28 protein-coding genes are annotated in these 23,742 nt (G+C 59.9%); 15 read left to right on the top strand and 13 right to left on the bottom strand.

Going from position 1 to position 23,742, the window contains the following annotated elements; translation table 11 throughout:
• Positions 1-11: 11 nt before the first annotated feature.
• The 4 genes from GM668_RS22120 (at position 12) to GM668_RS22105 (ending at position 3,158) form a co-directional block, all read left to right on the top strand.
• Positions 12-302 carry a hypothetical protein gene (locus tag GM668_RS22120; protein ID WP_155441115.1) on the top strand — a complete coding sequence of 97 codons (291 nt, stop codon included), beginning with the start codon at positions 12-14 and terminating at the stop codon, positions 300-302.
• Complete coding sequence (locus GM668_RS22115) at positions 299-1,132, top strand: alpha/beta fold hydrolase (RefSeq protein ID WP_155441114.1); 834 nt, start codon at positions 299-301, stop codon at positions 1,130-1,132. Before GM668_RS22120 ends, GM668_RS22115 begins: the two co-directional genes overlap by 4 nt.
• 2 nt (positions 1,133-1,134) lie before the next feature.
• Positions 1,135-2,418 (top strand): nucleotide disphospho-sugar-binding domain-containing protein, encoded by a 1,284-nt coding sequence (locus GM668_RS22110; RefSeq protein WP_155441113.1) that lies wholly within the window; start codon positions 1,135-1,137, stop codon positions 2,416-2,418.
• A 104-nt stretch (positions 2,419-2,522) separates the two neighbouring features.
• The gene (locus GM668_RS22105; RefSeq protein ID WP_229499701.1) at positions 2,523-3,158 is read left to right on the top strand and encodes a carboxymuconolactone decarboxylase family protein; all 636 of its coding nucleotides are present in this window, start codon (positions 2,523-2,525) and stop codon (positions 3,156-3,158) included.
• Positions 3,159-3,275: 117 nt separating this feature from the next.
• Here the strand turns inward: GM668_RS22105 and GM668_RS22100 are convergent, their stop codons facing one another.
• A complete protein-coding gene (locus GM668_RS22100; RefSeq protein WP_229499699.1) occupies positions 3,276-3,758 on the bottom strand; it encodes a hypothetical protein in 483 nt (160 codons plus the stop codon).
• A gap of 210 nt (positions 3,759-3,968) precedes the next feature.
• Here GM668_RS22100 and GM668_RS22095 point away from each other — a divergent pair, with 210 nt between their 5' ends.
• On the top strand, positions 3,969-4,595 hold the full coding sequence (locus tag GM668_RS22095; protein WP_155441111.1) for a glycoside hydrolase family 25 protein: 627 nt from the start codon (positions 3,969-3,971) through the stop codon (positions 4,593-4,595).
• Between the two features lie 101 nt (positions 4,596-4,696).
• On the opposite strand, the gene GM668_RS22090 is transcribed toward GM668_RS22095, so the two are convergent.
• From GM668_RS22090 to guaB, 3 genes are all read right to left on the bottom strand, one after another.
• On the bottom strand, positions 4,697-4,885 hold the full coding sequence (locus GM668_RS22090) for a DUF1653 domain-containing protein (protein WP_155441110.1): 189 nt from the start codon (positions 4,883-4,885) through the stop codon (positions 4,697-4,699).
• A 180-nt stretch (positions 4,886-5,065) separates the two neighbouring features.
• Complete coding sequence (guaA, locus tag GM668_RS22085) at positions 5,066-6,676, bottom strand: glutamine-hydrolyzing GMP synthase (protein ID WP_155441109.1); 1,611 nt, start codon at positions 6,674-6,676, stop codon at positions 5,066-5,068.
• A gap of 98 nt (positions 6,677-6,774) precedes the next feature.
• The gene (gene guaB / locus GM668_RS22080) at positions 6,775-8,235 is read right to left on the bottom strand and encodes an IMP dehydrogenase (RefSeq protein WP_155441108.1); all 1,461 of its coding nucleotides are present in this window, start codon (positions 8,233-8,235) and stop codon (positions 6,775-6,777) included.
• Positions 8,236-8,372: 137 nt separating this feature from the next.
• Here guaB and GM668_RS22075 point away from each other — a divergent pair, with 137 nt between their 5' ends.
• The 5 genes from GM668_RS22075 to GM668_RS22055 all read left to right on the top strand — a co-directional run bounded on the left by GM668_RS22075 (position 8,373) and on the right by GM668_RS22055 (position 13,238).
• Positions 8,373-8,909 carry a DUF4124 domain-containing protein gene (locus tag GM668_RS22075; protein WP_155441107.1) on the top strand — a complete coding sequence of 179 codons (537 nt, stop codon included), beginning with the start codon at positions 8,373-8,375 and terminating at the stop codon, positions 8,907-8,909.
• Between the two features lie 43 nt (positions 8,910-8,952).
• Entirely contained in the window at positions 8,953-9,981 is a 1,029-nt protein-coding gene (gene gntR / locus GM668_RS22070; RefSeq protein ID WP_155441106.1) for an HTH-type transcriptional regulator GntR, read from the top strand.
• Positions 9,982-10,196: 215 nt separating this feature from the next.
• Positions 10,197-10,781: a gluconokinase gene (locus tag GM668_RS22065; protein WP_229499697.1), complete on the top strand. Its 585-nt coding sequence runs from the start codon at positions 10,197-10,199 to the stop codon at positions 10,779-10,781.
• A 31-nt stretch (positions 10,782-10,812) separates the two neighbouring features.
• Entirely contained in the window at positions 10,813-12,129 is a 1,317-nt protein-coding gene (locus GM668_RS22060) for an MFS transporter (RefSeq protein ID WP_155441105.1), read from the top strand.
• A 59-nt stretch (positions 12,130-12,188) separates the two neighbouring features.
• The gene (locus tag GM668_RS22055) at positions 12,189-13,238 is read left to right on the top strand and encodes a porin (RefSeq protein ID WP_155441104.1); all 1,050 of its coding nucleotides are present in this window, start codon (positions 12,189-12,191) and stop codon (positions 13,236-13,238) included.
• A 27-nt stretch (positions 13,239-13,265) separates the two neighbouring features.
• Here the strand turns inward: GM668_RS22055 and GM668_RS22050 are convergent, their stop codons facing one another.
• Together GM668_RS22050 and GM668_RS22045 are read right to left on the bottom strand one after the other, a co-directional pair.
• Positions 13,266-13,568 (bottom strand): RnfH family protein, encoded by a 303-nt coding sequence (locus GM668_RS22050; RefSeq protein WP_155441103.1) that lies wholly within the window; start codon positions 13,566-13,568, stop codon positions 13,266-13,268.
• The gene (locus GM668_RS22045; RefSeq protein ID WP_155441102.1) at positions 13,558-13,992 is read right to left on the bottom strand and encodes a type II toxin-antitoxin system RatA family toxin; all 435 of its coding nucleotides are present in this window, start codon (positions 13,990-13,992) and stop codon (positions 13,558-13,560) included. Before GM668_RS22045 ends, GM668_RS22050 begins: the two co-directional genes overlap by 11 nt.
• Before the next feature lie 73 nt (positions 13,993-14,065).
• Between GM668_RS22045 and smpB the strand changes: the two genes are divergently transcribed.
• The 3 genes from smpB to GM668_RS22030 all read left to right on the top strand — a co-directional run bounded on the left by smpB (position 14,066) and on the right by GM668_RS22030 (position 15,885).
• Entirely contained in the window at positions 14,066-14,515 is a 450-nt protein-coding gene (gene smpB / locus GM668_RS22040) for an SsrA-binding protein SmpB (RefSeq protein WP_155441101.1), read from the top strand.
• Between the two features lie 117 nt (positions 14,516-14,632).
• Positions 14,633-15,340 carry a hypothetical protein gene (locus tag GM668_RS22035; RefSeq protein WP_229499695.1) on the top strand — a complete coding sequence of 236 codons (708 nt, stop codon included), beginning with the start codon at positions 14,633-14,635 and terminating at the stop codon, positions 15,338-15,340.
• Entirely contained in the window at positions 15,340-15,885 is a 546-nt protein-coding gene (locus GM668_RS22030) for a FlgO family outer membrane protein (protein ID WP_155441100.1), read from the top strand. Before GM668_RS22035 ends, GM668_RS22030 begins: the two co-directional genes overlap by 1 nt.
• A 16-nt stretch (positions 15,886-15,901) precedes the next feature.
• Here the strand turns inward: GM668_RS22030 and GM668_RS22025 are convergent, their stop codons facing one another.
• From GM668_RS22025 to GM668_RS22010, 4 genes are read right to left on the bottom strand one after another with little or no spacing between them, the layout of a single operon-like run.
• Positions 15,902-16,753, bottom strand: coding sequence for an NAD-dependent protein deacetylase (locus GM668_RS22025; RefSeq protein ID WP_155441099.1), 852 nt, complete (start codon positions 16,751-16,753; stop codon positions 15,902-15,904).
• Positions 16,754-16,808: 55 nt separating this feature from the next.
• Complete coding sequence (locus GM668_RS22020) at positions 16,809-17,288, bottom strand: YbaK/EbsC family protein (RefSeq protein ID WP_155441098.1); 480 nt, start codon at positions 17,286-17,288, stop codon at positions 16,809-16,811.
• A 9-nt stretch (positions 17,289-17,297) separates the two neighbouring features.
• Complete coding sequence (locus tag GM668_RS22015; protein WP_155441097.1) at positions 17,298-17,546, bottom strand: DUF1272 domain-containing protein; 249 nt, start codon at positions 17,544-17,546, stop codon at positions 17,298-17,300.
• 9 nt (positions 17,547-17,555) lie between these two features.
• Positions 17,556-18,089 carry a DUF1993 domain-containing protein gene (locus GM668_RS22010; protein WP_170305759.1) on the bottom strand — a complete coding sequence of 178 codons (534 nt, stop codon included), beginning with the start codon at positions 18,087-18,089 and terminating at the stop codon, positions 17,556-17,558.
• A 102-nt stretch (positions 18,090-18,191) separates the two neighbouring features.
• On the opposite strand from GM668_RS22010, the gene GM668_RS22005 reads away from it, so the two are divergent.
• On the top strand, positions 18,192-19,694 hold the full coding sequence (locus GM668_RS22005) for a ComEA family DNA-binding protein (protein ID WP_170305758.1): 1,503 nt from the start codon (positions 18,192-18,194) through the stop codon (positions 19,692-19,694).
• A gap of 165 nt (positions 19,695-19,859) precedes the next feature.
• The gene (locus GM668_RS22000) at positions 19,860-21,845 is read left to right on the top strand and encodes a sialate O-acetylesterase (RefSeq protein WP_155441094.1); all 1,986 of its coding nucleotides are present in this window, start codon (positions 19,860-19,862) and stop codon (positions 21,843-21,845) included.
• Positions 21,846-21,920: 75 nt separating this feature from the next.
• On the opposite strand, the gene GM668_RS21995 is transcribed toward GM668_RS22000, so the two are convergent.
• From GM668_RS21995 to GM668_RS21985, 3 genes are read right to left on the bottom strand one after another with little or no spacing between them, the layout of a single operon-like run.
• Complete coding sequence (locus GM668_RS21995) at positions 21,921-22,334, bottom strand: DUF4259 domain-containing protein (RefSeq protein WP_155441093.1); 414 nt, start codon at positions 22,332-22,334, stop codon at positions 21,921-21,923.
• A gap of 11 nt (positions 22,335-22,345) precedes the next feature.
• The gene (locus GM668_RS21990; RefSeq protein WP_155441092.1) at positions 22,346-23,272 is read right to left on the bottom strand and encodes an SPFH domain-containing protein; all 927 of its coding nucleotides are present in this window, start codon (positions 23,270-23,272) and stop codon (positions 22,346-22,348) included.
• 33 nt (positions 23,273-23,305) lie between these two features.
• Positions 23,306-23,725, bottom strand: coding sequence for an NfeD family protein (locus GM668_RS21985; protein ID WP_155441091.1), 420 nt, complete (start codon positions 23,723-23,725; stop codon positions 23,306-23,308).
• Positions 23,726-23,742 lie beyond the last annotated feature (17 nt).

Raw genomic sequence — 23,742 nt, 5'->3', positions numbered from 1 at the left:
TGGGAACAACGATGGTAATGACACAAGAACTGGCCATACGGGCCATCCGCGACGCGGTCCACCAGGTCGTGGGCGAGGAATGGGCGCAGGAAATGGTGATCGATGGCGACACCAGCTTGAGCGGGGGATTGGAGCTCGACAGTATCGAAATCGCCAAGGTCATTGAAATCATGCTCAGGCGCTTTCCCACCGTCGATTTCGAGTCCTGGTTCGGGCAGATGGCCATGCAACAGATCGCCGGCTTGACGGTGGGCGATATTGCCGCATTCATTGCGTCCTCTCGCCCGGAGCTGGCGGCGTGACGGCCGGCGCGCCCGAGCTCAATGCCGTGTCGCTGGGCGGCGCGAACCGGCGCACCATCCTGTTCGTGCATGGCATGGCCGGCACGGCCGGCCTGTGGGTGCTCGGCTATGCGTTCCGGCTGACGAAGGATTATCACGTTGTCGCTTATGACCAGCGCGGTCACGGCCTGTCGCCGGCGCCGCCATGCGGCTACCGGCTGGCCGACCATGCCGACGACCTGGAACGCGTACGGCGCCGCTATACGGATGGTCCGGTGGTGGTGGTCGGCTACAGCTACGGCGGCCACATTGCCACCCAGTGGGCGATGCGCTACCCGCAGTCGGCGGCGGGACTGGTGGTGATTGATACGCCGCCGCTGCCGGTGGCGGCGCAGGATATCGACGCCATGCTGGACGGCGTCAGTGCAGTGCTGGGCGGGGATTTCTCGCCCAGCGGCGGGTTCATCGATCCGCTCAAAGACACCCTGCGCGACTATATAAAGCGGCGCCGGCGGGCCGTCTTGAACGTCAAGGCCCGCCTTGACGTGTTGAAGCAGACGCGCTTCCGGCAAGAGGTGCTGAGCGACCTGCCATTCAGCGACGCGGCATTCGAAGGCATCGCCTGCAAGACCGCCCTGATTTACTCGAGCCACGCGGGCCATCACGACTACGCACGGCGGCAACAGGCGCTGGTCAACGAGTGCACGCTGACGATCCTGGAAGGCGGGCACGATTTCGTGATCGGGCGCGCCGATGCCGTCGCCGCAGCGCTGCAATCGTTCCTGGCGGAGCTGCCCGGCGCGGCGTGGCAACCAGCGCCCATACCGGCGCAGTTTGCGGTGGTGAGCTAGCGATGGCGCGCATTGTTTGTGCGGCGCCGCCGCTGTTCGGCCACGTGACGCCGCTGGTGGCGCTCGCGGAGCGCTTGCGCGCACGCGGCCACGACGTGCTGGTAATCGACTATTTCAGCAAGCCGTTCTGGCTGCCGCCGGGCCTGCAGCGCGTGGCCATCCCGTCGTTTAACATCGAGCACAAGATCGGCGCCGTGGCCGATGGCAGCCTGGTGACGGAAGCGCTGCAAGCCTTGCAAGAATTTTGCCTCGCAGTCCATGCGGATACGTTGCGCCATTGCCAGCAGTTCGCACCGGATTTGCTGCTGTTCGACCAGTTGCTGCCGCTGGCGCCGCTGCTGGCGGGAACACTGGGCTGCCGCTTTGCCTACACCATCAGTTCGCCGCTGGAATTCCTGCCAAAAGACGACCTGCCGTCCTGCGTCAGCAAGGGGATGGCGGACGCGTTCAACACGCTGTTCGCCGGACTGTGCGCGGATCTTGCGCGCAGCGTGCCAGGCTGTGGCGACGCACAACCTTTGCCAGCGCAGTATCTGTGCTTTGCCACACCGGCCTTTTGCGGTGTGGCGCAGCATGCGGCTGGCGCCAGCGGTATCAAGGACAACAGCACCGGCACCACTGGCGCCGCGCCAGTGTCTTTTGTCGGTCCGGCCTTCGTGCGCCGTGATCCGAGTGAGGACGACGCGGCCCTGGCGGAGCGGATTGCGCTTTTCAAAGGCAGGAAATTTTTCGTTTCGCTGGGCTCGGTGCTGGCCGGTGTGGAACAAAACCGTGCGGCGGCATTGCGCATCTTCCGCAATATCGTGTTGTCGCACAATGAGGCGGATTGCCTGTTCCTGTTTTCAGCGCCGCCCGCCCTGCTCATGGACGCGCTGGCCGGCTTGCCGATCGAGGCCACCGTCCTGGCCAGGCCGTTCGTCAACCAGTTCTATCTGATGGAGCACTTCGACCTGGTCTTTGCACATGGCGGCTACAACACGTCGGCGGAATGCCTGTATTACGGCGTGCCGGTCATTGCGTTTCCTTTCGTGTTCGACCAAACCTGGGTCGCACAGCGCCTCGAGCAGCTAGGCGCCGGTGCGCGCGTATCGCGGGTGCGCCATACACCGGCGATGCTGCGCGCCCTTGCCGGCCGCCTGCTGGGTGACCCGGGCGCGGAGGCGGCGCTGGCCCGCCTGCAGGGCGACGTACGGCGTTTTGATGGCGCGGCGCATGGGGCGCAGGCGATCGAGGTGCTGCTCGGCGCAGTTCCCTCACACGGTATTACTTCCGTAGCGCGCAGCTAGGGCCACTGGCAGCCTTTCGCCAGCGGTAGCGCAAGGGGTCGCTACGCCGGGCTATAATCCGCGCTTTCACTTCCTTACGTATATTGGACTCTATGGTTTGCCATTTGCGCAAAGCGCTCTATGCGGGAGCGGCGCTCATCAATCTTGCTCTTTCCCAGGTAACTCATGCGGCCGATCGCCTTCCCGTGATTCCCGCTGAGCAGTACTCAGCTGAACAAAAACAAGCGGTCGCGGAATACGAAGCCGTTCGTAAAGCCCATATTTTCGGACCGTTCGAAGTGATGCTGCATAGCCCGGCAATGATGACGAATGCACGGGAAGTCGGCGACTACATGAAAGCGGGTTCGGCAATCCCCCGCAATTTGGCGGAGCTCGCGATCCTTTACATCGCGAAGGACTGGAGTCAAGACTACGTTTGGTTCCAGCACGTGCCTTTAGCGTTGAAGGCCGGCCTTTCACAGTCTCACGTGGACGCGCTCGGCATCGGTCAAAAACCTGCGAACATGAGCGATGACGAAGACGCCACCTATGCGTTCGTAAACGAACTGGTTCGGAATCGCCAGGTGTCGGATCAAACCTTTGACCGCATCAAGGGGCGCTTTGGGAACAAGGGCGTGGTCGACCTGACCAGCTTGACTGCATTCTATGTGCACCTGTCCATGCAGCTGAATGTAGCGAAATTCAAGCTTCCGCAGGGCGCCGCAGGGATCCCTCGCCATGCGGAAGTTGGCAAACCTTAGTGGCGTAAATTTGCTGCGTTGGACGGGTTGGCACTGCGCCCGGAGCACCCTACCCGTGGAACCAGCCCTGTGGCCGATGAAAAGCATTTGCAGGCCGCCAGGGCGCTTCGCCCCCGCCTACTTCCAGAGGTAGCAGTACGTTTCGGACGACTCAATATTGTCGCCAACACTGCCATCCGGATTCACAACCTTTACCCATCCGTTTGGCTTCCCCGGGCTGCTGGGCTCCCCGCAGTTCGTGTGAACCCAATGGATGCCACCGGCGAAGGTTTGGCCGCACACCTCCAAAGTGTCGCCGACCTTGATGGCCTTCAGCGAAGCAGGGACAGCATTGCTGTTTTTCACGTAGTCCTTCGCGAACACATTGTCGATCGCGACGTCCAAATTCTTGCCGCCGCCCTGCTGAATACGGATGTGGGTATGGCTAAGCTTGACTCCCTGCAACACGTCTTTCGCCGCTTTGAAGGTCGGGCCGCTGACCACCTTCCCTACCAGAAGCGTCCCGCTCGCGGCAGTGCAGGCTTCCTGCTCGGTCGCCCCCGCGGGCGCCGCGCCGCCGATTACCAGCAGCATGACCAGAAACATCCCTTTGTTGCCCATCCTTCCTCCTTCAGCGTTAAATACGTCGTCACGAATGGAAGGGGCACGTTCATCCACCGTGGGCGTTCCGTGCTCCCCGCAAAGTTTCAGCACGTAAAGTTATCGCAGATAAGTTGACTCTTGTCAAAGTATCCTTTCCAATTCAGTGCATTGAATTACCTGTCGACTAACTTCTAATCTGCCGGTTTGCAATGCCTTGGAGAAGAAATCATGCTGAAGGGAATAGATGTGTACGCAGGCGACGGCGCCATCGAGTGGCACCGGGTGGCCGATGACGGAAATGCGTTTGCGTTTGTACGCGGCGCGTATGGCGACACGCTGGACAAATCAGCTCCCCCGAATGCGGCAGCTGCCCGTGCAGTCGGGATGAAAGTCGGCGTTTACCATTTCTTCCGCGCCCGGATCGACCCCAAGATTCAACTACAAACCCTGATTCAGGCGCTTGACCTGGCCAATGTCGGCCCTGGCGATCTGCCGCCAGTAATTGATATTGAAGATAATCCCAAATACGACGGCCCTTGGGACACGCGCGACAATGCGGCCTATCTGGCCGGCGTAGCGGACTGGGTGGCGCAGGTTCATCAGCGCATTGGCAGGGCGCCGATCATCTATACCCGAGCCAGTTTCTGGGCTCAACTGGATAATCCCGCTGGCTATAGCGCCTGTCCGCTCTGGGTGGCGAGCTACCGCCCTGATACGCCAACACTCCCCAGTGGCTGGCCCGCGTATGCGTTTTGGCAGTACAGCGACGCAGGCACAGTTCAGGGAGTCGCCGGGCACGCCGACGTCAACTACTTTAATGGCGATGCGGCGCGATTGAAGACGCTCTTGATCTAGTTCACAACTTATCCCAGTGGCATTCCCCAGCAGCGCGGACACTTGCGGTTAGTAGATGACTGAGGAGTGTGCACCATATTCATGGCGATGCAGTTCGCAAATCAGTCAATCGGCACAAAGCGTTGTACCAACTGTCCATCCACCTCAATCTGTTCGAAGAACACTGAACGCGGGCGGCACCAGATCGAGCCGTCCGCCGCCCGGTAGACAACCAGCGGCGTGAGGTCTGCCTCCATCGTGGCCTCGCAAACCAGTTCGTATATGCCGCCTTTGTAGTGTCGATATCGCATCTATTTTCCCCAAACTGTTTATACAGTATTTCAGATTATTCTTGGAGACTGCTATTCATGGGATTGGGCCGTAAGGCGACCCAGAATGCACCTATAAAGCCAAAAAGCCGCTGATGATCCAATCCGAATCATCAACGGCCTTGATTTACCGTTTTACATCAGCGACTTAAAGCGAGCTCATCATTCCCATTCAATGGTCGCAGGCGGCTTACCCGAAATATCGTACACCACACGGTTCAGCCCACGCACTTCATTGATAATGCGGTTCGACACCTTGCCCAGCAACGCATGCGGCAAATGCGCCCAATGCGCCGTCATGAAGTCCTGCGTCTGTACCGCGCGCAGCGCCACCACGTAGTCATACGTGCGGCCATCGCCCATCACGCCCACGGATTTTACCGGCAGGAACACGGCAAACGCCTGCGACGTCGCTTCATACCAGTTCTGCGGCACGGCATCCTGGTCAAAGCCCGGCACCACGGTGGCCTCATAAGGCGTATTACGCAATTCTTCAATGAAGATCGCATCGGCCTGGCGCAGCAAGTCCGCATATTCTTTCTTCACTTCGCCCAGGATACGCACGCCCAGGCCAGGGCCTGGGAATGGATGGCGGTACACCATGTCATGCGGCAGGCCCAGCGCCACACCCAGCTTGCGCACTTCATCCTTGAACAGTTCGCGCAGTGGCTCCAGCAATTGCAGCTTCATGGTTTCCGGCAGGCCGCCCACGTTGTGGTGCGACTTAATTGTCTGGCCTTTCTTGCCCTTACCGGCGGACTCGATCACGTCCGGGTAGATCGTGCCCTGCGCCAGCCATTTTGCATTGACCAGCTTGGCCGATTCCGCATTGAACACTTCAACGAATTCGCGGCCGATGATCTTGCGCTTCTGTTCCGGATCCGTCACGCCGGCCAGCTGGCCCATGAACTGGTCCGTCGCATCGACGCGGATGACTTTGACGCCCAGGTTCTTGGCGAACATGTCCATCACCATCTTGCCTTCGTTCAGGCGCAGCAGGCCGTGATCGACAAACACGCAAGTCAGCTGGTCGCCAATGGCGCGGTGGATCAGCGCGGCAGCCACGGACGAATCCACACCGCCCGACAGGCCCAGGATGACTTCATCGTTGCCCACTTGGGCGCGGATTTTTTCCACGGCTTCGGTAATGTAGTCCGGCATGTTCCAGTCAGCCTTGATGCCGCAGATTTCGTGCACGAAGCGGCCCAGGATGGCTTTACCCTGCACCGTATGCGTGACTTCCGGGTGGAATTGCACAGCGTAGAACTTGCGGTCTTCATCGGCCATGGCCGCGATCGGGCAGCTGTCCGTGTTGCCCATCAGCTTGAAGCCTGGCGGCATTTCCAGCACTTTGTCGCCGTGGCTCATCCATACTTTCAGCATGCCGTGGCCTTCGTCAGTGACGAAGTCGGCGATGCCATCCAGCAGTTTGGTGTGGTTGCGGGCGCGCACTTCCGCGTAGCCGAATTCACGTACCAGGCCGTTTTCCACTTTGCCGCCCAGTTGGGCCGCCATGGTTTGCATGCCGTAGCAAATGCCCAGCACCGGCACACCCAGTTCGAACACGGCTTGCGGCGCGCGTGGCGAATCACCTTCCAGGGTGGAGTTATGGCTGCCCGACAGGATCACGCCGGAAGCGCCATAGTTGCGCACGAAGTCGTCGCCGATATCGTACGGATAAACTTCGGAGAACACGCCGGAATCGCGCACGCGGCGGGCGATCAGCTGGGTGACCTGGGAACCGAAATCGAGGATGAGGATTTTAGAGTGCATGGATGTGGGTAAAAGCTAGGGAAATGGGGTACAGAATGACGCACATTCGGTGAAACAACGCCGGCACCGCGTTGCGCAGGTGCCGGCGTTTATGGAGCTTATTCCGAACGGTAGTTCGGCGCTTCCTTGGTGATTTGCACATCGTGCACGTGCGATTCGCGCATGCCGGCCGACGTGATTTCAACGAATTCCGCTTTTTCGCGCAGTTCGTCGATGGTGGCGCAGCCGCAGTAGCCCATGGACTGGCGCACGCCGCCGACCAGCTGGAACAGGATCGCCAGCACGGAGCCCTTGTAAGCCACACGGCCTTCAATACCTTCCGGCACGAACTTGTCTTGCTTCATGGTCGCGTCCTGGAAGTAGCGGTCTGCCGAACCATCGGACATCGCACCCAGCGAACCCATGCCACGGTACGATTTGTACGAACGGCCCTGATACAGGATCACTTCGCCTGGCGCTTCTTCGGTACCGGCAAACATGGAGCCCATCATGACGGTCGAGGCGCCGGCTGCCAGCGCCTTGGCGATGTCGCCCGAGAAGCGGATGCCGCCGTCAGCGATACATGGCACGCCCGTGCCTTCCAGTGCTTGCGCCACATTGGAGATCGCGGTGATCTGCGGAACACCCACGCCTGCCACGATACGGGTGGTGCAAATCGAGCCAGGACCGATACCGACTTTCACCGCGTCCGCGCCGTACTCCACCAGCGCTTTGGCGGCGGCAGCGGTAGCGATATTGCCGCCGATGACGTCCACTTGCGGGAAGCGTTCCTTGATCCACTTCACGCGGTCCAGAATGCCTTGCGAATGGCCGTGGGCGGTGTCAACCACCAGCACGTCCACACCGGCCGCGACCAGCAGTTCGATCCGCTCTTCATCCTTGGCGCCCACGCCGACCGCCGCACCCACCAGCAGTTTGCCGTGCTTGTCTTTCGACGCATTCGGGTGCTCGGTCGACTTCTGGATGTCTTTTACCGTGATCAGGCCGCGCAGTTCGAAGTTATCGTCCACCACCAGCACGCGCTCCAGGCGGTGCTTGTTCATCAGGCGCTTGGCTTCGTTGGTGTCCGCGTCTTCCTTCACGTACACCAGCTTGTCGCGCGGCGTCATTTTCGCGCGCACTTCCGCGTCCAGCTCTTGTTCGAAGCGCAAATCGCGGTTGGTGATAATACCAACTACTTGTTTACCCTCTACCACCGGGAAGCCGGAAATGCCATACTGCTCCGTCAGCTTGATGACTTCGCGGATTTTCATATCCGGCGGAATCGTGATCGGATCACGCAGCACACCTGCTTCGAAACGCTTGACGCGGGCCACTTCGCGGGCCTGGTCTTTCGGCTTCAGGTTCTTGTGGATGATACCGATGCCGCCTTCCTGCGCCATGGCGATGGCCAGGCGGGCTTCCGTCACGGTGTCCATGGCAGCGGACAGCAGCGGAATATTCAGGGTGATGTTACGGGTCAGGCGAGTCTTGAGGGACGTATCCGCAGGGAGGATGTTGGAATACGCTGGAACGAGCAGCACGTCATCGAAGGTGAGTGCTTTTTGGAGTAAACGCATAGTATTTCCTATTGGCGCAAAAGTAGATTATACAGAAAATCAGCCATTTCGTCTTTACCCCGTGGAAATTCCGTGATGGAGATTGACTTCAAAGGTGATTCATGGAGAATCTGCCTGTCCGACAAAGGGTTGCCACGATGAAACATTCACAATTCCACCTGCTGGCCGGCGCGCTGCTGGCGGCAGCGTTGACAGCGCCGGCCGCGCATGCACAGTCGCCTTACATCTGGATCGATGACAAGGGGATGAAACAGCTGTCGGACCAGCCGCCGCCGCCGTCCGTGCCGCCGAACCGCATCTTGCGGGCGCCGCGCAATGCGCCAATTGCGCCCGCCCCTGCCGCGGATAGCACCGCGGCGCCGGCTGCGGACAGTGACAAAGCTGCAGCCGATGATAGGGCGAAGCGCCCGCCAACGCTGGCGGAACGCAATGCGGACTTCAAAAAACGCCAGGCTGAAGCGGCATCGGCCAGCGAGAAAGCTGCGCAGGAAGCAGCGCAAAAGTCCGCCCAGGCGGCGAACTGTGAAAGTGCACGCAGCGACCAGGCCGCGCTGGACTCGGGAATGCGCATGAGCACGTTTGATAAGGAAGGGCAACGCAGCTATTTGACGGATGCCCAGCGCGCGGAACGCAGCAAACAAAACAAGGCAATCCTGGCAGGATGTGCGCGCTGACCGTACACTGCGGGATTCCGAGACAAGAACAGAACCACAATCAATGAGCAGAACAACTAATGGCAAGAGCCGCGCCAGCGGCCGTGTAACCCTGGCGGCGGTGGCCGCACATGCCGGCGTGGCGACCATGACGGCGTCGCGCGCCATCAGCCAGCCGGAACTCGTGTCGTCGCTGCTGCGCGAACGGGTGGAAAAGGCTGTCGAAGAATTGGGTTACGTGCCAAACCGCGCCGCGCGGGCGCTGGCGTCGTCGAAATCGAATGTGATCGTGGTGCTGGTGCCGTCGCTGTCGAATGCCGTGTTTACTGCCGTGCTGGCAGGGATACAGGATGCGCTGGATCCATATGGCTACCAGATCCTGATTGGTAACACGCGCTATTCGGATGCCGAAGAAGAAAAGCTGTTGAATGTGTATATGCAGTCGAATCCGGACGGGATTTTGCTGTCGGGACTATCGCACAGCAAGGGCGTGGAAAAAATGCTGGCCACGTCGCGCGTGCCGGTGGTGTCGATGATGGATATTTCCACCGACCCGGACCGGGTTTCCGTGGGCTTTTCGCAAATCCAGGCCGGCTACCAGATGACGCGCTATCTGCTGGAAAAGGGATATAAACGCATCGGCTTCATGGGGGCGCAGCTCGATGAACGGACCATCAAGCGCCAGGAAGGCTACCGCATGGCGATGGCCGAAGCGGGCAAACTGGATCCCATGCTGGAAATGATGGTGCCGGACCCGTCCACCATTGCACTGGGGGCCGAACTGGTCGAACGCATGCACGCCAGCATGCCCGGGCTCGACGCGATTTTCTGCTGCAACGACGACCTGGCGCACGGCGCGATTTTCCAATGCCAGCGGCGCGGCATTGCCGTGCCGCAGCAACTGGCGATTTGCGGCTTCAATGATTTACCCGCATCGGCGCTGATGCACCCGTCATGCACAACGATCGCCACGCCCCGCTACAAAATCGGCTTTGAAGCGGCAACCCTGCTGCAAGCGCTGATCAAGGGCGAACAGCCAAAACACCAGCACGTGGACCTCGGTTTCACTGTGATGGCGCGCGAAAGCGCTTAACCAGACACGACGCATGAATGCCTCCGGGGTCCTTCGCCCCGGGGCCGCCATCCCGCGCTCCGCAGGCACGCGCCAGGCGCAGGCAACCTATGCAAAATCCTCATGCATGCTGCAGTGCGGCATAAGATTTTCCTTGACCATCGGTTCATGTTGAACCAAACTGCGCATCACTGATAGCGCTATCATTTTGATGACAACCTTATAACCCGACCGAAATGAACCACATAAAACAATCAAGCCGATGGGTCGTGATGGGCGTGTGCGGCAGTGGCAAAAGTGAAGTGGGACACCGGGTGGCGCAAGCCCTCGGCGCCGCTTTCATTGAAGGCGACGATTACCATTCGCCTGCCAACGTCGCGAAAATGGCGTCCGGCATTCCCCTCGACGACACGGACCGCGCGGCGTGGCTGCAACGTCTGCGCGAGGAAATTGCCATGGCGCGGGAAACCGGCGCCGGCCTGGTGGTTTCCTGCTCCGCGCTGAAGCGGCGCTACCGCGACGTGCTGCGCGAAGGCGATCCTGCGCTGCGCTTTGCCCACTTGCACGGCGAACGCGGCGTCATTGCGCAACGCCTGGCCGCGCGCAAAGACCACTACATGCCCCCTGCCCTGCTGGACAGCCAGCTGCAGGCGCTGGAACCACTGCAATCCAATGAGGCTGGCGTGACCCTGGACATCACAGCCACGCCACAGGAATTGGCCGACGCCATTGTGCACGCGAATGCCGCGGCGCCCCAGGCAAGTGCAGCGCCGATGGCCACAGCGCGTCCACAGCCGCCAGCAACGTCCAACGCCGCATAGCGCCGGCATCCACTTCTTCCCGGAGACACACATGCATAACAACACCAAACACATTCCAAAACGGCGCTGGGGCATCGGCGCTTTGCTCGGCATTGGCGTACTGATCAATTACATCGACCGCATCGGCTTGTCTGTCGCCGCGCCGCAAATCCAAGAGGCATTCAACTTGTCGCCGGTTGACATGGGCATCCTGTTTTCCGCTTTTGCCTGGTCCTACTCGCTGCTGCAAATCCCGGTCGGCATGGTACTGGACCGCTTCGGCCCGACCACGGTGGGACGCTGGGGCGCGTTCCTGTGGGGCCTGGCGTCCACCATCACGGCCCTGTCGAGCGGCTTTGCCGGCATCTTTGCCGCCCGTATCCTGCTGGGCATTGCCGAAGCGCCGGCCTTCCCCGTCAGCTCGAAAGCCACCGGCTACTGGTTCCCCCGCAAGGAACGCGGCACGGCGACAGCCATCTTTGACGCGGCTGCCAAGTTTTCCAATGTGATTGGCGTGCCGCTGGTGGCGCTCACCATCGTGCATTCCGGCTGGCGCTATGGCTTCGCCTTGTCTGCCGTCCTCAGCTTTGCATACTTCATTGCGTTCTATGTGTTTTACCGCGACCCTAGCGCCGACAAAAAACTCAGCAAGGAAGAACTGCGCTATATCCAGCAAGGCGGTGCGGCGCCCGAGGGACCATCGGATGCCGGCGCGCTGAACATGCTGGGCTACCTGCTGACCAAGACGAAAATCTGGGGCTTGACCATCGGCTTCGCGGCCTACGGCTATACGTTTTACCTGTTCCTCACGTGGCTGCCCGGCTACCTGGTGCAAACCATGAACATGAGCATTTTGAAGTCGGCCGGCTTTGCGGCCATTCCATGGATGGTGGCAACCGTAACGGATTTATTTGTCGGCGGCTGGCTGATCGACCATTTGATCGCCAAGGGCAAGGATGAATCGGCGGTGCGCAAAGGCGTCCTGGTGACGGGCATGCTGTTTGGCCTGGCCGTATTCGGCGCCACGCAAACCCGGGATCCGGCGTGGGCCATCTTCTGGATTTCCATTGCGCTGGGCGGGCTGGCGGCGGCCGCACCGGTCGGCTGGTCGCTGCCTTCGCTGATTGCGCCAAAAGGCGGCGCCGGCACCATCGGCGGCATCATGAATTTTGCCAATAATTTGATGGGCGCCGCCGCGCCTATCGTCACCGGTGTGATCGTGGGCGCCACCAATTCGTTTGCCAATGCCTTCCTCGTTGCGGGCGTGCTGCTGATCATCGGCATCGTGTCGTTCGTGTTCGTGCTGGGAAAAATCGAACCGATTCCCGACCCGGAACCGGCCAGCGCCTTGCCTGCCACCGCCCAGTAATCCATTCCTTCGCGGCCGGGCTGGCACGCCCGCCGCATCTGATCTTCCGGAGACCAATCATGAAGCGCATATTCGCGCTGGCCGCCCTGTGCGCGGCCGGCAGCAGCGCCGCGTCCGACGTTACCTTTTATGGCGTCATGGATGTCGGCATTTCCCAGGACCGTGGCGGCATCAACGGCGTTTCGACCCGCGTGACCAGCGGCATGGCGACGCAAAGCCGCTGGGGTTTCAAAGGCAGTGAAGACCTGGGCGATGGCATGTCGGCGTTCTTTGCCGTCGAAGGCGGCATCCATGCCGATACCGGCATTCCCACGCAAAATGGCACGCTGTTCGGCCGCACCAGCATAGCCGGCTTGCGCGGCAGGCTGGGCGCCGTCAGCGTAGGGTTGCAGGATACGCCGCTGTTCACCACGTTAAATACTGTCATTGATCCCCTGCGCAATGGCGTCGGCCGTTCCAACAACCTGATGCCGCCTGCAGGCTTCCGGGCCGGCAATTCCATCCTGTTCCGCAGCGCGGACTGGCATGGCTTCAGCGCCGACGCCATGGTGGTGGCGGGCGAAGCGGCGGGCAACAGTGAAATCGGACGCCAGTTTGGCGGTTCGGCCGGCTACAGCAATGGGCGGTTCAATGTTCGGCTGGCGCTGCACAACCGCAGCAACGTGACCGCCACGGCGCCGGATGCGCCAGCGGCACGCAACTGGCTGCTGGGGGCTAACTATGACTTGCAGGCCGTGAAACTGTATGGGGGGCTGGGTGTCAACCGCGGGCCGAACTCGTCGCCATTAAACAGCGCAGGCGCGCCGTTTGGCGGCGTGGCGCCGGTGGCGTCCAGCGCCAGCAACGACGCGCTGCTGGGCATATCCGTGCCGCGTGGATCGTGGACGTATATCGCCACTGTCGTGCACAAGGATGACCGCACGCGGCTGAACCAGGATGCGTTGCAGACGGCGCTGTACGCGGCGTATGCATTTTCAAAGCGGACCGACGTATACGCGGCGCATGTGCTGATACATAACCGTCACGGTGCAGGCTATACCGCCGGCAACAGTGAAGAACCGGGCACGGGTAACCGGCAAGTGGCGGTGGGGCTGCGCCACCGGTTCTGAGTCCGCCACAGGCGGCACAGCGCGGGATCAGTCCGCTTTTGGGGCAGGCTTCCTGCGCCGTGCATTTTTCGGATCGGCAATCAGGCCGCGGTACACTTCCACGCGGTCATGTTCGCGTAGCACGGTGTCCATGGTCTTCTTCTTGCCATAAATGCCCACCGCCATTGCGGACAAATCGATCCCCGGCACTTCATATGCAAGGCCGGACACTCTCAAAGCATCGGCAATCGTCGCGCCCGCGTCCAGCCGCAGTTCGCGCAGGAATTCCACAGTGTCCGTCGCATAGCACACGGACACATTGATTTGCGCATTCGCTGCATCACTTGCCATACACTGTCTCCGCCCGTTTGCAGAAGGAATCCACAAAACTGTTGGCAATCATGCTGAACACCGGCCCGATCACCTGTTCCAGGATACGGCTGGAAAATTCATAGTGCAAATCCAATTCCACTTTGCACGCATCTTCCCGCAGCGGTTTAAAGGTCCACGTGCCATCAAGCGTCTTGAACGGGCCATCGACCAAGGTCATGCGGATACTGGTCGGCCGGGTATTGGCATTGGACGTGGTAAAACTTTGGTGAATGCCGTGGTAATGGATCGCTACGCTGGCAACGACACCATGTTCGCTACGGTCACGCACTTCGACGCCGCCACACCATGGCAGAAATTTGGGATAATCTTCGACCTTGGCCACCAGTTCGAACATTTGTTCGGCTGAAAAGCCAAGAATAACCGACTTATGCACTACTGCCATTGTGTTACCGTTGTTATGATGTTGGTCTGCAAAGACCGTAGTTTAACAAACAAGCTTGTATTTTCGCACCCACATGACTATTGCCGATAACAAAAAAGCCTTTCACGATTACTTCATTGAAGACCGCTATGAAGCGGGCATCATGCTTGAAGGCTGGGAAGTGAAGGCAATCCGGGACAATAAAGTCCAGATCAAGGAAGCCTACGTCACCATCAAAGGCGACGAGCTGTTCCTGTTTGGCGCCCACATCAGCGCGCTGCCGACGGCATCAACCCACATCCGTCCGGATGCCGTGCGCACCCGCAAACTGCTGCTGCACCGCCACGAGCTGGACAAACTGATCGGTAAAGCCACCCGCTCCGGCTATACGCTGGTGCCGCTGAACCTGCATTACAAGGGCGGCCGCGTGAAATGCGAAATCGGCTTGGCCAAAGGCAAGAAACAGCATGACAAGCGTGCCGCGGAGAAAGATCGCGATGCATCGCGCGAAGTGGCGTCCGCCATGAAACAGCATCGTCGTTAATGCGCCACGTTCTGGCATGAATCCCGGCCATTCGGGTACAGGTGTGATTTTCTCGCTAGAAACATACGTGATAAACTGGGGAGGCAGCTGCAAGCACCAACCCGAGGCGAGGATGACATGGCAAAAGTAAATCAGGCGAAATCAATGGCAGGCGTGCTGGCCGTTATGGCAGCAGGCGCGCTGGTGGCTGGATGCGCCAACCGTTATGCGCCCGCGCCGTCCGCCGTGGACTTCCCGGCATCAACCCAGCCCAAGCTGCAAGCCGCGGCGCACTGGGGTGCGATTGCCGGCACCATTGAACAGCGCTTGACGGAAGACTTGCGCAAGGCGCCGCAGCGGCCGTACTACATTTCCGAGCCGCCGCCGGAAGCATCGCAATTCCAGCGTGCGCTGACGGAACACATCACGTCGGCGCTGGTAAAGTCCGGTTACGTGGTGTCGCGTGTCCCGGCCGGTTCGCTAAAAGTCGATATCGACGTGCAGGCGCTGACCTTCTCTGAAAAACGCATGCAGAAAATGCCGGGCGCCGTCCCCACCGCCATTGCGGTTGGCGTCTGGATGCTGGCGGCGACAGCCGACCCTATCCTGTCCACCGCCGGCGGTGTGGCCGCGCACGAAGGCTATAACTATTACTATGGCCAGTTCGGCACGGGACCGGTGCCAAAAACTGAATTGATCGTCACGGTTTCCGTTTCCGACCAGTACCGTTACTACGCCCGCAACAGCTCGGCGTATTATGTGGCGGACAGCGACCGTACGCTGTATGGCTTGCCGGAAGAAAACGACAAAGCCTTTAAAACTTATACCATCCGGGGTGATAAATAATGCGCAAGCTGGCCACCTTGCTTTGCGTGCCGCTGTTACTGGCCGCGTGCTCTTCCTTCACGTCGCCGCCAAAAGAAGAAACCAACTACGCGACCGTGTCGTCGAACCAGTTCATCGCGTCCAACTATAAAGCTGCCGATGCACTGATGGCGCAACTGAACGGCAAACTGGCGACCGACAAGCCGCTGATTATGGCCACGGTGGTCAATATCGATGCGCTCGAACAGACGACAACGCTGGGCCGCCTGATTTCCGAACAAATTTCCACCCGCCTCGCGCAAGGCAAGCTGAACATGCTGGAAATGAAGCTGCGCAACAGCGTGTATATGAAGCGCAACCAGGGCGAAATGATGCTGACGCGTGAAGTCAACGACATGGCGCAGACGCACAAGGCGCAAGCGGTAGTCGTGGGCTCCTATGCTGAAACCAGCGACATGGTGTTTGTCAACGTCAAAGTCATCCAGCCGAACACGAATTACGTGCTGGCGGCGCATGACTATGCGCTGGCCAAGGAAGGCATCGTGCGTTCGATGCTGATGCAATAAACCCGCAGTAAATCGTTTACACCATTTCAACGAGGCGCGGCAGCACGTCCTGTGCCGCCGCCGCGACTTTCAGCCCGATCAATTCATCGGCCCGCGTCACACCGGCATTGATTGCGGCGATCGGTTTTCCCGCTTGCGCCGCCAGCCGGCAAAAGCGGTAGCCAGAAAACACCATCAGCGACGACCCCACGACCAGCAACGCGTCGGCCTGTTCCATTGCGTGCAGGGCCGCTTGTGTGCGCTCGGCGGGAATGTTATCGCCAAAGAACACGACGTCCGGCTGCAGCACGCCGCCGCATTGTTCGCAGTGCGGGATGCTGAAGTGCTCCAGCGCTTCGGGCTCCACTTGCGCATCGCCGTCCGGCAGCGCCTTGACTTGCTGGTCCTGGTCTTGCAAGTGGGGATTGTCGTCCAGCAGCCGTTGCTGGATGACGGTGCGCGCATAGCGGGCCTGGCACGCCAGGCACACGACATGGTGGATATTGCCGTGTAATTCAATCAGGCGCCGGCTGCCTGCGCGCTGGTGCAGGCCGTCGACATTTTGCGTAATGACGTGGCCGACCTGATTTTGCTGTTCCAGCGCGGCCAGCGCCAGGTGTCCGGGATTCGGCGCCGCGCCGGCCAGGGTCGGCCAGCCCAGCAGGCTGCGCGCCCAGTAGCGGCGGCGCACCGCGTCGGATTTTCGGAAGTCCGGCCCCTGGATCGGCGCCCTGCCGCGCCGCACGCCATCCTTGTCGCGGTAATCGGGAATGCCGGATGCGGTCGACAAGCCTGCGCCTGTCAGCACCAGCACATTGCGGCGCCGGGCCAGGAATGCCGCCAGCGCCGCAGCGCCGGCTTCGGTATCGTGTTCAGGGTAATAGTGCATGGCAGCTTCCGCTTGTTATGCCGCCATGCTACCTGATCTGGCCGCAAACCGTGGCTCAGGCCGCTTCCGCCACGGGAACTTGGCACACGTCAACCCAGGCGCCTGCCGTGATGTCCGCCAGCTGGGAAACCGCAACCTTCACTGCCGTGTGCACGTCGCCCGCGGCAGGCAGCACCACATCGTATGCTTGCAGCGACTGGTCCAGGTATACGGGCAGCGGATGCGCCAGGCCAAACGGGCACACGCCGCCGACCGGGTGGCCCGTCAGTTCCACCACGTCTTCCGCGGGCAGCATCTTGCCTTTGCCGAACGCTTCCTTGAATTTGCGGTTATCGATACGGGCGTCGCCCGCCGCCACCAGCAAAATCACGCGGCCCTCCCCCAGCCGGAATGCCAGCGTCTTGGCAATGCGCCCCGGCTCCACGCCATGGGCTTGGGCTGCCAGCGCAACTGTTGCCGTGCTGGTTTCCAGTTCAATGATAGGGATGTCGAGTTGACGCGCGGCGAAAAATTCGCGGACAGATTGCAGGCTCATAATGGTAAGTCAGATGGTCTTGCCGCACCCGGCGGGTTTTACGATGCGTTCAGTGGAAGCGGGATATTTTGCCAGTTTCTCAAGGGGACGGCGCGGACGGGCCACCAATTCACCGCCGCAATTCGGGCAGGCGCCTTTCAATACATGGTCCGTACAGTCGGCGCAAAAAGTACATTCAAATGTGCAGATGCGTGCATCTGGCGTATCCGGCGGCAAGTCTTTATCGCAGCATTCGCAGCCGGGCCTCATTTGCAGCATGGTTGTTCCTTATTTGGTTTGGGGGAAGCTGAAGCCCGCCTGGTATTGATGATAACCATCGAAATCTTCCTTGCCCACGGGGACCCCGTGGCTGCGCAAGATCGAGTGCGCCGTCACCAGGTGGAAGAAGAAATTCGGCAGCGCATACGACAGCGCATAATCGCTACCGGAAAACACAGGGGAAACCAGGCCGGCCGTCGTGACGATCTGGCGCTCTTCCGCTGCATTGATTTTATCGGCAGGGACTTGCTCAAGGAAACTGACGGTCGCCTGGATGCGCAGCCGCAGCGCATTCCAATCCTGGTCACCGCCCGCCAGCACCGGCAAATCCGCGCCCAGCAGCGGGCACACGGCGCGCACGGTGAAGCCGCATGCGGTCGTCACTTGCTGTGCAAACGGGAACATGCCCTCGGCCAGCGCAGCGCCGATCAGCGCCCGGCCCGTACGCCGTTCGTGATTTTCTGCAACAGCCAACGTTGAATGCAGTTGCTGCAGATAATGGATAAATACGGGCACAAAGGCCGAATACAGCGTAGTACTCACGATAGTCCCGAATAGTTGACGCCAAGCTACACAATGCCACTTTGACTGAGTGTTGGCAACCGGCCTAGTATGGCACCTTCTACATCCCGCACTGGAGACGGCATGCAGTTCCCGCAACACCTGCTATTTGCCTGCGCGCTGGGCGCGGCATCGGCCGCAAATGCAGCAGAACTGGGGGTTTTGTCCCCTGTGATTATCAACCAGGAAGCACAAATGCAGGCGCGCCCTACGGGTCCCGGCAGCGCGCCGGTACTGGCCCGGGTGTCGTCCGGCGCCCTGTTTGACGCTATCCAAAAGGAAGCCACCAGTGGATTTACTGCGTCGGCCATTGCGCTCGATGCGCTGGCTTCCGAGGTGGCCGGCGTGAAAAACAGCGGCATCACGTGGCTGATGCTGTCACAGGAAGACGGCGGCTTCCCGCGCTGGGGCTTCTGGCTGCAGGAAGGCGAACAGCGGCGCTATATCGATGAGCCCATGGTGGACCTGGTGGTCGACGCCGACAGCGTCGCCGATGGCAGCTTTGAAGAAATCTTTGCGCATGAACTGGGACACGTGATGCTGCGCCGCCTGCTGCCGCTGCCGGAAGGCTATTCGCGCACGCCCCACCACAGCTACAGCATGACGGACCAGCCTACCGCGTTGGACGAAGGCTTTGCCACACACTTCCAGGCGCTGGCGCGGCAGCATACGAAAAATGCGCAATTGCGGGCGCAGGACATGGGCGTGGGGGCGCGCACCTACGTGGCGCTGTGGCAGAGTAACCTGGACCGCGCGTACCGCATCGATGGCGTGCGGCAAAACTGGTTCGTACACCGGCAAGTGACGTTGCCTGGCGATGGCGGCGCTGCCGACGCGATTGAGCGGCGTGAGCTGAGTACGCTGTTTGACCGTGAGCATTTGAAGTCTGCACCGCAGATGCTGGCTTCTGAGGGTGTGGTGGCGACATTCTTTTACCGCTGGCTGGGCGCGGGGGAAGGAACTGCCGCGGCATTGCGTAGCCGCTATCTGCCCCTGTTCAATGGCTTGAAGGCGATGCGCGCGTCAGCGCTGACGCCGGAAACGCCGCTGCTGCCGGCACTGGCGGCAGTGCTGGCACGTACCGAACCAGAAGCCGGCAGGCACTTTGCGCAAGTGCTGGTGGAAAGCAGCTATGGTGCGCTAACGTCTCCGGCGCTGGCCGCGCAATCGGAAGCCGTGGCCCAAATAGGGCGTACAGGCAATAGTAAAACATTTGTGCCTGCATTGAAGGCAGCTCGCAGAGCCTTGGCTGCGGAAGTGGCGGAGGTACAGGCGCATCCAGAAAAGCTGGCGGTGCAGGCCGGTCCAGCCCTGTGGGTCAAGCATCCAACCCGCACATTGGCAGCCTGGGGCGAACCCGTCCCATTAGTGGTTGATTTGAATACTGCGGAACTGGAACACTTGTCGGCCTTGCCGGGCATCGACGCCGCCACTGCCAAAAAGGCGCTGGCGAGCCGCCAACGCGATGGCAATTTCACGTCGCTGGCGGATTTTGCGGCGCGGGCGGGCTTGAATCCCGCACAATTAAAAACGTTGAAATCCATGGCTGCTGACGCACGCGCGGCAGGCACGTACGCTCGTTCATAGTGATAGGCCGAGGATTTATTAAAATAATAATTCAGCTTCCTTTCCGCGAATCAATTCTCACCAATTATTGCAATTTCCCCTTCAAATACCGGGGCTATTCAACAATATTAATATGATAACATCGGGCTCCCATGAACCACTTGCGGATCATTATCCCTGTACTTTATGACCTTTCAGAAATCTGTTATTTCAGCCAGTATCGCGGTGGCCTTGCTGTCCGTCGGGCAGTTGGCGCATGCGCAGCTCGTTGGTGGCATCAGGCCCAATGAAATCTTCCAGCGCAACGGCAATTCGCCTAGCTCGCCGGCTAACATCACGCTGAAAATGCCGATGAAGTCCGCGCTGCTCCCTGGCGTCACGACATTCTCGGCACACTTATTGACCAACGGGCAGCCAACAGCAACGTTGCAACCGAGCCGGACGTTCTCGGACAACGAGCAAATCAAGATCTCTACCGGTACCGGAACCGGCATGAGCTGGAAAAAAGTCCGCGTCGTATTTTATGACGCGATGAACCGGGCGGTGCAATCTTGGGATAGCGCCGATTTTGCCGTCGGCGACGTGTTTTTAATTGCAGGCCAAAGCAACGCCGCCAACCATAGCTCGGTGGTCACCTCGGCTATCTCGCCATTCAACCGCGCATTTAATCCCGCTCCCGCTTCCAATACCTGGAGCGCGCTGACCCATACGCAGCCGTACGCCAGCAGCTGGGCTGACCAGCCGTGGGGAAATGCTGGCTATCCACCCAAGGGCTCGCCATGGGGCGTTTTCGCTGAAAAGCTGAGCGCCAGCACTGGCGTGCCGGTCGGCATAGTCAACACTGCCTGGGGCGGCTCGCCGCTGGCCTGGTGGGCCAACAATTGGAGCCCGACTTCGAACGAAGCGCCTGAGAGCCTGTTTAACCGGCTGGTCAAGGCGGCAAACGCCGTTGGTAATTGCGGCTTCAAAGCCGTGCTGTGGCATCAGGGCGAGAGCGACGCGCCGAACAACCACACCCCTAAAACCACGTATGGCGCGGACCTGATGCAGCTGGCGCGCAATTTCAGGAACCAAACGCAAGGCAATTGCGACCCTGCATGGATGATCGCCAAAGTGGCATGGGTGCCGGAGTCGACCTGGACCAGTGCCTTGCTGCCGCAAAAATTCGCGACGGAAATGAATCATCGGCGCGGGTTAACCTTTACAGCCAAGCGTAATTATCCAGGCGATCCCAAATTCCTCGAAGGCCCGGACAGCGATATCCTGACTTGGGCGAAATACCGCTACTATGATCCGGATCCAAATAACTATAACCAATATACCCACTTCAACGAAGCGGGCATCAAGGCGCACGGCGGCTTGTGGGCGTCTTATGTTGGCCAATGGCTCAATGGGACCGTGCGGACACCAACCAATAAACCGGAATATCTGAACTTTGCGGATGTACCGGAGTACAAACAAGTCTGGGATGACTTTAAAACCACCCTGGGGCGCAGCGATGCTGAAAACCTGGCTGATGCGGAAGGAATGCGCTACTGGACCGAAATTATCACTAATGGACGAATCAGTAGCAAATGCATCAGCGCCGGCAAAAATACGCCGCGCGATTGCATGAATTATATTCTGAGCTACTCACCGGAAAAGGCAGTCCGGCTGGCATTTGCGCAGCTGAAGCTGCAATTGCCGAGCCGCGTTCCAACCCAGGCGGAAATTAATTACTGGACAGCACAGGCCAACGCGCAATATACGCAATGGGATACGACTGCGCCAACCATGTCGGAAGCGGACAAGCAGACTGCCATGAAAAATACGGTATATGACGGCATCAAATACGAGCTGACGCTCGATGCGAGCGCCCGCGCCGTATGGGGGTCATTCATCAATGTGCTGTCCCGGACGACACCGCAAATCACCAGCGATTCGGCTGGGTTCAACTGGTGGCTCGGCCAATACAATGCCCAGCCCGCAGCTCAGCGTGAAACGTGGCGCACTACGGTGATGGAGCCGACAATGAAGACTTCGGAAGAGTACATTGTCCGTACCAATTTCTACGCGCTGCAAAACCGGCAGCCGGACAATACGGAGTTGACGAACTTTATCAATTACTTTATCAACAATGGCAGGAATGAAGTCCAGCTGCGCGATGCCATCTTCATGGCTGACCTGCGCTAAGGACGCCGCCGAAACCGTGTGAAACCATCATTCACACAGGCCGCCCGGGTTCGCCCGGGCGGCTGCCTGAACCGCTTACATTGCCGTCACACGTGCCCGCAACTGCTCCACCATGCCGCGCCACGCCACGTGCTCATCGGTCTGCGCCCATTCATTGGCCAGTTCCGATTTTTCCGACACGATCAGCTCCAGCGCCTTCAGTGATTTTTCCACCAAATCCGCGCGGCGCTTGAATTTCTTGCGCAGGGTTTCCACCCATGCGTCCACATCGTCCACCGCTTCGTCGCCCGGCTGCCCCTGCAGGCGCGCCAGCACGTCGATGGCGGCCAGCGCTTCGCAGGCGAACGGCATCGGGATGAAGGTTTCGCCCTCTTCCAGCACATTGTTCAGCGTATCTTCGATGTAATACAGGTCATTCGATTCCTGTAAGTCCTGTACCCAATCCAACGCCAGGTCGTTGTCGAACGGCCCGATATCCCATACGCTCATTGCTTTCCCCTTTACGTCTTTTGCTGTGACTTCACCACTTGCAGCGCGGTGGCAATCAGGCTGCTCATGTCGCCCATGTTGGCGGGCACGATCAGCGAGTTATTGGTCTTGGCGAGTTTTTCAAACGCGCCCACATATTGTTCCGCCACCTTCAGCTGCACGGCCCCATCTCCGCCCGGCGACTGGATGGCGGCGCCCACCTGGCGCAATGCGGCAGACGTCGCGTCGGCAATTGCAATGATGGCCGCCGCTTCGCCTTGCGCGCGGTTGATGGCCGATTGCTTGTCGCCCTCGGAGCGGGCAATTGCCGCTTCCCGTTCACCATTGGCGATATTGATTTGCTCTTGCTTGCGGCCTTCCGATGCCGCGATCAGTGCGCGCTTGCTGCGCTCTGCCGTGATTTGCGCCTGCATCGCGTGCAGGATTTCTGCCGGCGGCGTCAAATCCTTGATTTCATAGCGAAGGACTTTGACACCCCAGTTGGCGGCCGATTCATCGATCGCATTGACCACCGCCATGTTGATGTGCTCCCGTTCTTCAAACGTTTTATCCAGCTCCATGCGGCCCACGACGGAACGCAGCGTGGTTTGCGCCAGCTGCGTAATGGCGGCGATGTAGTTTGACGAACCATACGACGCGCGCATCGCATCCGTCACCTGGAAATACAGGATGCCGTCCACTTGCAGCTGCGTGTTGTCCTTCGTGATGCACACCTGCGGCGGCACATCGAGCGGGATTTCCTTCAGCACGTGCTTGTACGCGATACGGTCGACAAAAGGCACGACGATATTCAGGCCCGGCCCCAGCGTCGCATGGTATTTGCCCAGCCGCTCCACCACCCAGGCGTGCTGCTGCGGCACCACGTTGATGGTTTTAAAGACGAACACCAGCGCAAGAATAAACAAGATAAACGTGACGTTGCCGATTCCGATTTCCATTCAGTTCTCCGGTAGTTAAATGAGGCACCGTGTTTAAGCCCCGACAATCAGCCTGCTGCCCCGTACTTCGCGTATCGTGTACACGCCTGCCGCCAGCGGACTGCCCGCCGCCAGCTCCACATCCCACAGCGCGCCCCGGTACATCACGCGCGCCATGCCGTTTTGCCAGCCCGGCACATTGACAGTCTGGCCGATATCCATATTCACGTTGGGGTCGACCGCCGCATCCACCGTCTGCGGCCGGCCTGCCTTGCTGCGCCACAGCAGCCCCGTCGCCAGCACGCCCACCACGGCGGCAACCAGCGTTTGCGCCGGCCAGCCGCCGCCGGCAAAGGCAGCCAGCGCCCCTGCCGCCAGGCCGATGGCAATCATCAGCAGGTAAAAGGTACCCGTCAGCAGTTCCAGCACCACCGTCACGCCCGCTGCCCATAACCAGAACGACCAGTCAGACATACAGCCTCCGAAAAAAA

This window comes from Pseudoduganella ginsengisoli (assembly GCF_009720865.1).
Classification (GTDB): Bacteria; Pseudomonadota; Gammaproteobacteria; order Burkholderiales; family Burkholderiaceae_D; genus Rugamonas; species Rugamonas ginsengisoli.
The sequence above is the reverse complement of the archived record's forward strand: the minus strand, read 5'-3'. Positions and strand labels throughout refer to the sequence as shown.

What these genes read in the sequence shown, in the direction of transcription:
- GM668_RS22075 (WP_155441107.1), top strand. Translation starts at nt 8,373, where the DNA reads ATGAAACATTCACAATTCCACCTGCTGGCCGGCGCGCTGCTGGCGGCA.
- GM668_RS22035 (WP_229499695.1), top strand. Translation starts at nt 14,633, where the DNA reads ATGGCAAAAGTAAATCAGGCGAAATCAATGGCAGGCGTGCTGGCCGTT.
- GM668_RS22055 (WP_155441104.1), top strand. Translation starts at nt 12,189, where the DNA reads ATGAAGCGCATATTCGCGCTGGCCGCCCTGTGCGCGGCCGGCAGCAGC.
- GM668_RS21990 (WP_155441092.1), bottom strand. Translation starts at nt 23,272, where the DNA reads ATGGAAATCGGAATCGGCAACGTCACGTTTATCTTGTTTATTCTTGCG.
- GM668_RS22060 (WP_155441105.1), top strand. Translation starts at nt 10,813, where the DNA reads ATGCATAACAACACCAAACACATTCCAAAACGGCGCTGGGGCATCGGC.
- GM668_RS22110 (WP_155441113.1), top strand. Translation starts at nt 1,135, where the DNA reads ATGGCGCGCATTGTTTGTGCGGCGCCGCCGCTGTTCGGCCACGTGACG.
- GM668_RS22095 (WP_155441111.1), top strand. Translation starts at nt 3,969, where the DNA reads ATGCTGAAGGGAATAGATGTGTACGCAGGCGACGGCGCCATCGAGTGG.
- GM668_RS22120 (WP_155441115.1), top strand. Translation starts at nt 12, where the DNA reads ATGGTAATGACACAAGAACTGGCCATACGGGCCATCCGCGACGCGGTC.
- smpB (WP_155441101.1), top strand. Translation starts at nt 14,066, where the DNA reads ATGACTATTGCCGATAACAAAAAAGCCTTTCACGATTACTTCATTGAA.
- guaB (WP_155441108.1), bottom strand. Translation starts at nt 8,235, where the DNA reads ATGCGTTTACTCCAAAAAGCACTCACCTTCGATGACGTGCTGCTCGTT.
- GM668_RS22025 (WP_155441099.1), bottom strand. Translation starts at nt 16,753, where the DNA reads ATGCACTATTACCCTGAACACGATACCGAAGCCGGCGCTGCGGCGCTG.
- GM668_RS22090 (WP_155441110.1), bottom strand. Translation starts at nt 4,885, where the DNA reads ATGCGATATCGACACTACAAAGGCGGCATATACGAACTGGTTTGCGAG.
- guaA (WP_155441109.1), bottom strand. Translation starts at nt 6,676, where the DNA reads ATGCACTCTAAAATCCTCATCCTCGATTTCGGTTCCCAGGTCACCCAG.
- GM668_RS22020 (WP_155441098.1), bottom strand. Translation starts at nt 17,288, where the DNA reads ATGAGCCTGCAATCTGTCCGCGAATTTTTCGCCGCGCGTCAACTCGAC.
- GM668_RS21995 (WP_155441093.1), bottom strand. Translation starts at nt 22,334, where the DNA reads ATGAGCGTATGGGATATCGGGCCGTTCGACAACGACCTGGCGTTGGAT.
- GM668_RS22050 (WP_155441103.1), bottom strand. Translation starts at nt 13,568, where the DNA reads ATGGCAAGTGATGCAGCGAATGCGCAAATCAATGTGTCCGTGTGCTAT.
- GM668_RS22005 (WP_170305758.1), top strand. Translation starts at nt 18,192, where the DNA reads ATGCAGTTCCCGCAACACCTGCTATTTGCCTGCGCGCTGGGCGCGGCA.
- GM668_RS22100 (WP_229499699.1), bottom strand. Translation starts at nt 3,758, where the DNA reads ATGGGCAACAAAGGGATGTTTCTGGTCATGCTGCTGGTAATCGGCGGC.
- GM668_RS21985 (WP_155441091.1), bottom strand. Translation starts at nt 23,725, where the DNA reads ATGTCTGACTGGTCGTTCTGGTTATGGGCAGCGGGCGTGACGGTGGTG.
- GM668_RS22000 (WP_155441094.1), top strand. Translation starts at nt 19,860, where the DNA reads ATGACCTTTCAGAAATCTGTTATTTCAGCCAGTATCGCGGTGGCCTTG.
- GM668_RS22065 (WP_229499697.1), top strand. Translation starts at nt 10,197, where the DNA reads ATGAACCACATAAAACAATCAAGCCGATGGGTCGTGATGGGCGTGTGC.
- GM668_RS22015 (WP_155441097.1), bottom strand. Translation starts at nt 17,546, where the DNA reads ATGCTGCAAATGAGGCCCGGCTGCGAATGCTGCGATAAAGACTTGCCG.
- GM668_RS22030 (WP_155441100.1), top strand. Translation starts at nt 15,340, where the DNA reads ATGCGCAAGCTGGCCACCTTGCTTTGCGTGCCGCTGTTACTGGCCGCG.
- GM668_RS22045 (WP_155441102.1), bottom strand. Translation starts at nt 13,992, where the DNA reads ATGGCAGTAGTGCATAAGTCGGTTATTCTTGGCTTTTCAGCCGAACAA.
- gntR (WP_155441106.1), top strand. Translation starts at nt 8,953, where the DNA reads ATGAGCAGAACAACTAATGGCAAGAGCCGCGCCAGCGGCCGTGTAACC.